The organism is Streptomyces sp. NPDC086777 (assembly GCF_040702065.1).
GTDB lineage: Bacteria > Actinomycetota > Actinomycetes > Streptomycetales > Streptomycetaceae > Streptomyces.
The window spans coordinates 230,036-240,670 of sequence record NZ_JBFBJI010000015.1 but is presented as its reverse complement, the minus strand read 5'-3'; the positions used below and the strand labels follow the sequence as shown (position 1 = coordinate 240,670).

Sequence of the window (10,635 nt, the reverse complement as noted above, 5' to 3'; positions counted from 1 at the left end):
TCCGCCCCCGCCGGGGGGTCCCCGGCTAGCTCGCCGACCCGGGCCGCGGCGTGGGCCGGGGCCGGGCGCTGGGGGGCCGCACCCCCCCGGTTCCGCACGCCCCCCGGGGCGTCGCCGCGTACGAGTGGGGTCCGGGGGAAGGTGTGAAACCGACCCCGGACCCCATCCCCGGACGAGGCGATCCATGGCGTTCTTCGCGATCTCCCGCACGGAGCCGCTGCGGTTGCTGTCGGCCACCGAACTGGCCGTCGAGCACGAACGGCTCAAGGCCGAGACCGCCCAGCTGCAGCAGGCCGTCACCTCGCACGCAGTCATCGACCAGGCGATCGGCGCCGTCGTCGCCCTCGGCCGGATCCCTCCGGATCAGGCCTGGCGGGTCCTGCGTGACCTCTCCCAGCGCACCAACACCAAGCTGCGCACCCTCGCCGCGCAGGTCCTCGGGTACGCGCAGGGCGAGAGCGTCCCGGACTTCGACCCAGCCGCGCTGCGGCGGGCGATCCACCGGTGCCAGGGCTTGCAGCGGACCTCGACCCGTTGACTACACTTGACGACCGTGAAAAACACGCAATACGACGCTCCCGCGGGTGCCGGTACCGACGGTGTCCGTGCCGTCCACCGGTGCCGGGTGGAGTGGTCGGACACCGACGCCTCCGGGCACTACCACAACACCGCGGTGGTGCGGTTCGTGGAGGCGGCCGAGGCCGCGCTGGTGCGCGAGCGCGGTGTCGTCGGCTACTTCGGTGCCGCGCCACGGGTGCGCTACGAAGCCGACTTCACCGCTCCGCTCTGGTTCCAGCAGGAGGTGACGACGGTCCTGACCGTCGAACGCGTCGGCACCTCCTCGATGACGTTCGCGTTCGAGGTGTGGGGCGAGGAGATCGACGGCCGCCCGCGGCAACTCGCCGCGTCCGGCCGCTACACCGTCGTACACGTGCCGCAGCGGGCGGACCGCAGGAGTGCTCCCTGGCCCGCCGAGTGGGTCACCGCACTCACCCCCGCTCCCGGCTGACGTGACCGGCCCGCCGCGCTGCGCCCTCGCCGTCGCTACGCCGCGAGAGCGTGCCCCGGGTGCAGGACGACCTTGGTATAGCCCTCGATCCGCTGGTCGAACTTCTCGTAGGCGGCCGGTGCGTCCTCGAGCGGCAGTTCGTGGGAGACCACGAAGCTGGGCTTGGCCCGCCCGGCGATGATCAGGTCGCGCAACTGGCGGTTGTACTGCTTGACGTTGCACTGACCGGTGCCCATCTGCTGCCCCTTCTCGAACATCCGGCCGATGGACACCAGCAGCAAGCCGTGCTTGGCGTGCTCGTCGGGCCCGCCCGGGTCGGAGGGGACGTACAGGCCCGGTACGCCGAGCATGCCGGTCGGCCGTACCGTGTCGACGAGGGCATTCAGGACGACGGCGGGTTCCTCGTGGCTCGCGTCGTGGGCCTGGGCCTGGTAGCCGACGGCGTCGACGCCCTTGTCCGTGCCCTCGCCCATGGTCTGTTCCTTGATCTGCTCGGCCGGGTCGCCCTGGGTGAAGTCGATCGGTATCGCACCGATCTGCTCGGCCTTGGCGAGCCGCTCGGGCACCCGGTCGACCGAGAACACCTTGGACGCGCCCCGCAGCAGCGCGGAGTACGCGGCCATCAGCCCGACCGGACCGGCGCCGAAGACGGCGACGCTCTCACCCGGGGACAGCCGGGCCAGCTCACAACCGTGGTAGCCGGTCGGGAAGATGTCCGCGAGCAGCACGAAGTCGGTCTCGAACTCGTTGCCCGGCGGCAGCTTCAGGCAGTTGAAGTCGGCGAACGGAACGCGCAGCAACTCCGCCTGACCGCCCTTGTAGGGGCCCATGGCCACATAGCCGTAGGCTCCGCCGGCGAAGCCCGGATTGACCGTGAGGCAGAAGCCGGTCTTCCCGGCCAGGCAGTTCTTGCAGAAGCCGCAGGCGACGTTGAAGGGCATGACCACCCGGTCGCCCTCGGACAGCGAGGTCACGCCGGAGCCGATCTCCTCGACGATGCCGAGGTTCTCGTGCCCGAAGACGATGCCCGCCTCCGCGGCCGTACGCCCCTCGTACATGTGCAGGTCGGATCCGCAGATGGCGCTCGACGTGACCCGTACCAGCACGTCGTTCGGGTGCTGGATGCGTGGATCGTCGACATCCCTGACGGTGACGCTGAAGGGCTTCTCGTAGACGACGGCTTTCACCTGGTTCACCTCCGCGTCGAACGCCGCACGACGACGGACCGCGCGGGCCGAGGCCTGGCCAGGAGAGACGGCCGGGGAAGAGCCCCGGTCCGTGCCGCAACTCTGGGCGCTCTAGTTTCACGATCGGATACTTCCAGAAAACTCCGGTCGGGCAGCCCCTGCAACCCCGGGCCCGGCAGGGCCCTCCTACTGGGAAAGTGCGCGGCCCGGCGAGGCCGCGGACGGCCGCGGCGCGGTCGCCCGCGGCATCGCCGACAGGGGTGGCCGGCAGGGCTGTTGCACCGAGGGGGCCTGGTGGGAGTGGAGCGTGCGGTGACCGTACGGCCGGTGTCGGAGTTGCTCACCGAGAACTCCGTGCGCCACGGCGGGAAGGTCGCCTTCGCCGACGACCGGCGGGCGGTGAGCTGGGCGGAGCTGGAGCGCAGGACCGGCCGGCTGGCGGCCGGGCTGGGCGCCGGCCGCGCCGCCCGGGTGGCCTTCTGGCTCGACGACGGGGTGGAACTGGTCGAGGGACTGCTCGCCACGGTGCGGGCCGGTGCGGTGGGGGTGCCGCTGAGTTCCCGAGCCACGGACGCCGAACTCGCCGGGCTGCTGGCCGACTGCGATCCGGCCGTGGTGGTCACCGACCGCCACCGTCTGCCACGGATCACACGGCTGGTTGCCGGCCGGACCGTCCGGCTGCTGGTCACCGGCGCGGGACCGGTGCCCGACGGGGTGACCGCCTGGGAGGCGCTGGCCACGCGGCCGTCGTCCGCTCCCCGCGACGACCTCGGTCCGGACGAACCGGCCTGGCTGCTCTACACGTCCGGGACCTCCGGCACCGCCAGGGCGGTGGTCTCCAGCCAGCGGTCGGCGCTGTGGTCCGCGGCCGCCTGCTATCTGCCCCGGCTCGGGCTGTCGGCGACCGACCGCCTCCTGTGGCCACTGCCCCTCTCGCACGCCTACGCCCACTCGCTGTGCGTCCTCGGCACCACCGTGGCCGGCGCGAGCGCCCGGATCACCACGGCCCGGGAACCGGCCGCCCTGGCCCGGCTGGCAGCCGCCTGGGCGCCGACCGTCCTGGCCGGAGTCCCCCTCACCTACCGGCAGTTGCTGGACGCCGGCCTGGCGGCCGTGCCCTCGCTGCGGCTGTGCGTCACGGCCGGTGCGCCCAGCGACCCGGAGCTGCGGGCGGAGGCCGAGGCGAGGTTCGGTGCGCCGCTGCTGGACGGCTACGGCAGTACCGAGACCTGCGGCAAGATCGCCGTGGAGTCGCCCACCGGGCCACGGGCGCGCGGCAGCAGCGGGCTGCCGCTGCCCGGCATGGAGGTACGGATCGCCCCGGCGGAGGGGGCCGGCGGCGACGGCGAGATCTGGGTTCGCGGCCCCGGCGTCATGCTCGGCTACCACGAGCGGCCCGAGGAGACCGCCGCCGTCCTGCGCGACGGCTGGTACCGCACGGGTGACCTGGGCCGGCTCGACGCGCACGGGTTTCTGACCGTCACCGGCCGGGCGGGCGGGCGTATCGTGCGCGGCGGCGAGAACGTCGACCCGGCCGAGGTGGAGCGGGTGTTGTGCGCGCTGCCGGGAGTGCGGGACGCGGCCGTGGTCGGGCGGGCCCATCCGCTGCTCGGCGAGGTTCCGGTGGCGTTCGTGGTGCCGGACCGGCCGGACCTCGATCCGGCGCCGCTGCTGCGCGCCTGCGCCGCGGTGCTCTCCGCGCACAAGGTGCCCGAGGAGGTGCTGCCGATCCCGGCGGTACCGCGCACCGCCGGCGGCAAGCCCCGCCGGGCCCTGCTCCGCCGGGCGCTCACCGACCGCCCGGCCGATCCGGGACTCGCCGGGCTGGCCGGCCGGTCGCCGGGTGAGCGGCGGGCCGCGCTCACCGACCTGGTGTGCGCGGAGACGGCGGCGATCCGGGGCGCCGCCGCCGATCCGGGCACGGCGTTCGCCGACCTGGGGCTGACCTCGATGGGCGCGATGACCCTGTGGCACCGGCTCGGCACCCGTACCGGGCTGCGGCTGCCCGCGACGCTGGTGTGGGACCACCCGAGCCCCGCCGCGGTCGCCGCCCACCTGGACGCGCGGCTGCACGGGACGGCGGGGCCCGTGCCGGCGGCGCCGCGGCACCGGACGCAGGCCAAGCCGGTGGCGATCGTGGCGGCCGGGTGCCGCTTCCCGGGCGGGGTGAGCTCACCCGAGGACCTCTGGCGCCTGGTGGCCGAGGAGCGCGACGCCACCGGCGAGTTCCCGGCCGACCGGGGGTGGGACCTCGCCTCGCTGTACCACCCCGACCCCGACCGGCCTGGGACGACGTACACCCGCCGCGGCGGCTTCCTGGACGGGGTCGCGGACTTCGACCCGTTGTTCTTCGGCATGTCGCCCCGCGAGGCGCTGGCCACCGACCCCCAGCAGCGGCTGCTCCTGGAGGTCGCCTGGGAGACCTTCGAACGGGCCGGTGTCCCGGCGCCGGAGCTGCGCGGCACCGACACCGGTGTGTTCGTCGGCCTGATGCACGCCGGCGGGTACGGCCGCGGCGTGGCACCCGCCGAGCTGGAGGCCCAGCTGGGCATCGGCTCGTCGCCGAGCGTGGCGTCCGGCCGGATCGCCTACACGCTGGGGCTGCGCGGTCCCGCGCTGACCCTGGACACGGCGTGTTCGTCCTCGCTGGTGGCGCTGGACCTGGCGGCCCGGTCGCTGCGCGCCGGGGAGTGTGGGCTGGCGCTGGCAGGCGGGGCGACGGTGCTGGCGGATCCGCGGCCGTTCGTCGTGTTCAGCCGGCTGCGCGGGCTGTCGCCGGACGGGCGCTGCCGGTCCTTCGCCGCGGGTGCGGACGGCACCGCCTGGGCCGAGGGCGTCGGTCTGGTGCTACTGGAGCGGCTGTCGGACGCCCGCCGCAACGGCCGCCCGGTGCTGGCCGTGCTGCGCGGTTCGGCCGTCAACTCGGACGGCGCGTCGAACGGATTGACCGCCCCCAACGCCGCGGCGCAGCGCGACCTGATCCGGCGGGCGCTGGCCGGGGCGGGGCTGGACGGGTCCGGCGTCGACGCGGTCGAGGGGCACGGCACGGGCACCGCGCTCGGCGACCCGATCGAGGCGAACGCCCTGCTGGCCACCTACGGACAGCGCCGTGACCCGGCCGACCCGGTGTGGCTGGGTTCGGTGAAGTCGAACCTGGGACACACCCAGGCGGCATCGGGGGTGGCGGGCCTGATCAAGATGATCGAGGCGATGCGCCACGCCCGGCTGCCCGCCTCGCTGCACGCGGAACAGCCCACCCCGCACGTCGACTGGTCCGGCGGCGCGGTACGGCTGCTCGACCGGGCCCGCCCCTGGCCGCGCCGCGACCGTCCGCGCCGGGCGGCGGTCTCGTCGTTCGGCATCGGCGGCACCAACGCCCACGTGATCATCGAGGAGCCGACCGAAGCCGACGCGAACGGAGCGACGGCGGCGGCCGGTGTGGACGCGAACGGACGGACGGCAGCGGCCGGTGCCGACACGAACCGACGGACGGCAGCCGGTGTGAACGCGAACCGACGGACGGCAGCCGGTGTGAACGCGAACGAACGCACAGCAGCCACCCGCGCCGACGCGAACCGACGGACGGCAGCCACCGGTGCCGACACGAACCGACGGACGGCAGCCACCGGTGTGGACGCGAACGAACGCACAGCAGCCACCCGCGCCGACGCGAACCGACGGACGGCAGCCACCGGTGCCGACGCGAACAGACGGACGGCAGCCGGTGTGAACGCGAACAGACGGACGGCAGCAGGTGTGGACGCGAACCGACGCACAGCGGCCACCAGCGCCGACACGAGCGGACAGACAGCAGCCACCGGCGCCGACACGAACGCACGGACGGCGGCGGCCGGAGTGGACGCGGGCCCGTCGCCGGCCCGTCGGCTGCCGTTCATGCCCTGGCTGGTGGGTGGGAACGACGAGGCCGGGCTGCGCGCGCACGCCGCGCGGCTGGCGGCGGAACTGGCCGGCGTACGGGAGGACGCGGACGCCCTGGACGTCGCGTTCTCGCTGGCGACGACTCGGGCGCCACTGACGCACCGGTCGGCCGTGCTGGCCCCGGACGCCGCGGGCCTGCTCAAGGGGGTGCGTGACCTGGCCGCCGGTACCGGCGGTCCGGCACTGCTGCGGGGCACCGCGCGCGCACGCCCGAAGGTGGCTCTCCTGTTCCCCGGCCAGGGAGCCCAGCGCCCCGGCATGGGCCGCGACCTGCGGGCGGCCTTCCCGGCCTTCGACGCGGCGTTCACCGGCCTGTGCGAGGAGTTCACCCCGTGGCTGGACCGGCCGCTCCTGGCGGCGATCGACGACCCGGACCTGCTGGACCGGACCGACTACGCGCAACCCGCGCTGTTCGCCTACGCGGTGGCCCTGCACACCCTGCTCGCCGGGTTCGGCGTACGCCCGGACCGGCTGGTCGGGCACTCCGTCGGCGAACTGGCCGCCGCCCACGTGGCCGGGGTGTTCTCCCGGGCCGACGCAGTAAGGCTGGTCGCCGCGCGCGGCCGGCTGATGGCGGCCCTGCCCGCCGGCGGCGCGATGATCGCGGTCCGGGCGCCGCTGGCCGAGGTGACGCCGCTGCTCGACCGGGTCTCCGGGCGGCCGGTCGCGGTCGCGGCGGTCAACGGGCCGCGTGGTGGCGTGCGACGTGAGCGACCGGGCGTCCGTGGACGCGCTGGTCGCCTCCTGCCGGCCGCCGCTCACCGCGGTCTTCCATCTGGCCGGGGTGGTGGACGACGGCGTGACGGACGCCATGACGGCGGAGCGGCTCGCGGCCGTGCTCGCGCCGAAGGCGGACGGTGCCTGGCATCTGCACGAGGCGACGAAGGACCTCGGCCTGGCCGCCTTCGTGCTCTACTCCTCGGCCGCGGGCGTGCTCGGCAGGCCGGGGCAGTCCAACTACGCCGCCGCGAACGGGTTCCTCGACGCGCTCGCCCGCTACCGGGTGGCCCGCGGGCTGCCCGCCCAGTCGCTGGCGTGGGGGCCGTGGACCACGGCGGACGCGCGGGGCATGGCGGCCCGGGTGGCGCCGGACCGGCTGCGGGAGGGCGGTGTGCTGCCCGTCGGCGAGCGGGAGGGCATCGCCCTCCTGGATGCCGCGCTGCGCCGCCCGGAACCGGTCCTGGTGCCGGTGCCGCTGGACGTGCGGGCCGCCGCGGGACCGGACGCGCCGCCCGTCCTCGCGGACCTGCTGCCGAGCAGCGCGGCCACGGCCGCCGCGGCGCCCCTGGACGTCGCCGGCCGGACGCCGGGGTCCTGGCGGGAGCGGCTCGCCGCCGTCGCACCGCCCGAACGCGAGCCGTTGCTGGCCGAGTTGATCCGTGTCGAGATCGCGGCGGTCCTGGGCTTCACGGACCCCTCCGAGTTCCCCGCCGATCGCGCCTTCACCGAGCTCGGCTTCGACTCCCTGTCCGCGGTGCAGGTCCGCAACCGCCTCAGCGCGTTCATCCGGGTCCGCCTGTCACCGACCGTCGTTCTGGAGCACCCGACGCTGCCCGAGCTGACGGCACACGTCCACGGGGCCCTGCTCGACGCGGGCGCCCTGCCGGGAACGGCGGCCGAGGCGTCCGCGGCGTTCCGTGGCCGTCCGGCCGAGTGACCGAGTGACCGACTTGTCCGAGCACCAGAAGAACCGAGCAGCAGAAGAACCGAAGAGGAGTTCCCTGATGACTGCGCGAGACGTGCGGCACAAGGCGTACGGGTCGTACAGGTCGTACGGGGAGTACGACCTGATCGTCGTCGGCGGCGGCCCGGCCGGGGCGACCGCCGCGACGGCCGTGGCCCGGCGCGGGCACCGGGTGCTCGTCCTGGAGCGGGAGACCTTCCCGCGCTACCAGATCGGCGAGTCGCTGCTGCCCGCCACCGTCCACGGCCTGTGCCGCCTCCTCGGCGTCGCCGACGAGGTCGCGGCGGCCGGGTTCACCCTCAAACGCGGCGGAACGCTGCGCTGGGGCCGCGATCCGCACCCCTGGCAGTTCTCCTTCGCGACGACACCGCGGCTGCCGGACCCCACCGCGACCGCCTTCCAGGTGGAGCGCTCCCGTTTCGACGAGATCCTGCTGCGCAACGCCGAACGGGCCGGCGCCGAGGTCCGTGAGGGCAGTCCGGTACGCCGGGTCCTCACCGTGGGCGAGCGGGTGCGCGGTGTCGAGTACACCGACCCGGACGGCGTCCCGCGCACCGCGCACGCCCGTTTCGTCATCGACGCGTCGGGCCACACCAGCCGGATCCACGGCCGGGTGGGCGGGGCTCGGGTGTACTCGGACTTCTTCCGCAACCTGGCCGTGTTCGGTTACTTCGCGGGCGGGCGGCGGCTGCCGGCACCGAACGACGGCAACGTCTTCTGCGCCGCGTTCGACGCCGGCTGGCTCTGGTACATCCCGCTGCGCAAGGATCTGACCAGCGTCGGTGCCGTGACCGCGCCCGAGCACTACGCGGCCGTGCAGCACGACCCCGGGGCCGCGTGGCAGGACATGATCAAAGCCTGCCCCGAGGTCAGCCGGCTGCTCGCGGACGTGCCGGTCGCGACCGAGCCGCCGTACGACCGGGTCCGGGTGCGCAAGGACTACTCCTACTGGAAGACGTCCCTGTGGGTCCCGGGCATGGCGCTGGTCGGGGACGCCGCCTGCTTCGTGGACCCGGTGCTGTCCTCGGGCGTCCATCTGGCCACGTACGGCGCCCTGCTGGCGGCCCGTGCGGTGAACGCGACGCTGGAGGGCAGCGTGCCCGAGGCGCGCGGCTTCGCCGAGTTCGAGGCGCGCTACCGGCGGGAGTACGGGGTGTTCTACGAGTTCCTCGTCGCGTTCTACGACATGGAGCGGGACGAGGACTCGTACTTCTGGTCGGCGAAGAAGGTCACCCGGGTCGACGTCGACGAGGCCGCCGCCTTCGCCGAGCTGGCCGGGGGTGTGGCGTCGGGTGACACCGGGATTCCCGGCGCCGGCGGTCTCGGGGTCCGCTGGAGCGACGCGGCGGCCGAACTGCGGGGCGCGGTGGGCCGGCTGACCGCCGCCCGCGACGGCACGAACCCGCTCCTGGCCACCCGGGTCGTCGCCGAGACCTTCCGCACCGGCAACGACCTCCAGGAACAGGCCCTGTACGGCGGCCTGCTGGACGGCCCGGCCTCGGCGTCGTCCGGCGCCGGCCGGCTCGGGGTCACCGGGGACGGTCTGTGCTGGCTCCCGGCGTGACGCGACGCCCGTTCACCGGCCGAAGGGACGCAACTCCGGCGTGGCGGCCGACGGGCCCGCCACCTTACGGCCGCCCAGCCGGCGGTCGAAGAACGAGGAGAGGCAGGCCCGTTCGACGGTGATCGCGCGGGCCGGGGGGACGGTGCCGATGTTCTTCACGACCGTCGTCCGGGGCAGCCCGAGCCGGCGGGCGATCTGCGGGAGCAGTGCCTCCTCGTCGGTGAACGTGGCGTGTTCGGCGCCGCGCAGGGTCAGGCCCTCGCGCGGGCCGCGGCTGTGCCGCCACAGGGAGTTCCAGGACGGGACCGTGCTCAGGTCGTTGCCGTCCTTGCCCAGCAGCAGGAAGGGCCGGTCCAGGCCCTCGGCGGCGACGGTGGAGAGGTGACCGGCGTCGCCGTCGTCCGGGACGTAGGCGACGACGCCGTCCATGTTGGCTCCGGCCGCGATGCGCCGGTCGTCGTGCATCGTCTGGAGGGCGGTGAAGCCCCCTGCCGAGTGCCCGAACATGCCGACGCGGTCCAGGTCCAGGGTGCCGCGCAGGTCGCGCGGGAGCGCACGCGGCAGTTGGTCGAGCAGGAAGCGGGTGTCGGCCACCCGTACGTCGATCGTCTTCTTCAGGAGCGCCCTGATCCGCTTCTTGTCCGGGTAGGCCTTGTCGTACTCGGCGGGCAGCACGGTGCGTTCGACGCGGCCGCCGGGGAACTGGACGGCGGTGGCGTCGTAGGTGTGGTCGAGCATCACCACGACGTGGCCGCGGGAGGCGAGGTCGTCGCAGAGGGTGGTGCCGAGGGAGCGCGGGTCGCCGGTGCCGGGCGAGTAGCAGACCACCGGGTAGGGGCCGTGGTCCCGGTCGGCCGGGGCGCCTTCGTGCGCGTGGGTGCGGGTGGCGGCCCAGTCGACCCTGTCGGCGGGCACGTCGGCGAGGTTGTTGATGGCGATGAAGCCGGCCGCCTCCCCCGGCAGCATCTGCGGTGCCCGGGGGCGGCCGCCGGCGCCCCGCGCCGGGTACCGGATGCTGATCATCAGCTCCCGGTACGGCTGCGCGGTGGTCCAGGGGTCGGCGCGTGCCGTGTCGACGAGGTGCAGGGAAACCGTCCCCACCGGATACGGGCCGCCGGGCGCGGGCAGGGTCAGCCGCACCGGCCCCGCCGTGGACGCCGCGCGCGGCGTGGCCGACGCGGTGCGCGCGGAGGCGGCGGACAGGGCGGTGGCGGCGACGGCCGACAGCAGGGCGGTGCGGCGGGTGAGCAAG

The 10,635-nt window shown here is 74.7% G+C and carries 6 protein-coding genes and 1 pseudogene; 5 read left to right on the top strand and 2 right to left on the bottom strand.

Annotated features, from left to right (window positions below; all coding sequences use genetic code 11):
- Positions 1-184 precede the first annotated feature (184 nt).
- Together AB0472_RS22660 and AB0472_RS22655 are read left to right on the top strand one after the other, a co-directional pair.
- Positions 185-538: an ANTAR domain-containing protein gene (locus tag AB0472_RS22660; RefSeq protein ID WP_366358308.1), complete on the top strand. Its 354-nt coding sequence runs from the start codon at positions 185-187 to the stop codon at positions 536-538.
- Positions 539-553: 15 nt separating this feature from the next.
- A complete protein-coding gene (locus AB0472_RS22655) occupies positions 554-1,009 on the top strand; it encodes a thioesterase family protein (protein ID WP_366358306.1) in 456 nt (151 codons plus the stop codon).
- Between the two features lie 35 nt (positions 1,010-1,044).
- On the opposite strand, the gene AB0472_RS22650 is transcribed toward AB0472_RS22655, so the two are convergent.
- Positions 1,045-2,196: a glutathione-independent formaldehyde dehydrogenase gene (locus AB0472_RS22650; RefSeq protein WP_366358304.1), complete on the bottom strand. Its 1,152-nt coding sequence runs from the start codon at positions 2,194-2,196 to the stop codon at positions 1,045-1,047.
- 294 nt (positions 2,197-2,490) lie between these two features.
- Between AB0472_RS22650 and AB0472_RS22645 the strand changes: the two are divergent.
- The 3 genes and pseudogenes from AB0472_RS22645 to AB0472_RS22635 all read left to right on the top strand — a co-directional run.
- Positions 2,491-6,825, top strand: a pseudogene (locus tag AB0472_RS22645) (beta-ketoacyl synthase N-terminal-like domain-containing protein); the annotation flags it as partial.
- 1 nt (position 6,826) lies between these two features.
- Positions 6,827-7,792 carry a beta-ketoacyl reductase gene (locus tag AB0472_RS22640; RefSeq protein WP_366358337.1) on the top strand — a complete coding sequence of 322 codons (966 nt, stop codon included), beginning with the start codon at positions 6,827-6,829 and terminating at the stop codon, positions 7,790-7,792.
- Positions 7,793-7,859: 67 nt separating this feature from the next.
- On the top strand, positions 7,860-9,383 hold the full coding sequence (locus AB0472_RS22635; protein WP_366358303.1) for a tryptophan 7-halogenase: 1,524 nt from the start codon (positions 7,860-7,862) through the stop codon (positions 9,381-9,383).
- A 12-nt stretch (positions 9,384-9,395) separates the two neighbouring features.
- On the opposite strand, the gene AB0472_RS22630 is transcribed toward AB0472_RS22635, so the two are convergent.
- The gene (locus tag AB0472_RS22630; RefSeq protein ID WP_366358301.1) at positions 9,396-10,634 is read right to left on the bottom strand and encodes a hydrolase; all 1,239 of its coding nucleotides are present in this window, start codon (positions 10,632-10,634) and stop codon (positions 9,396-9,398) included.
- Position 10,635: the final 1 nt, after the last annotated feature.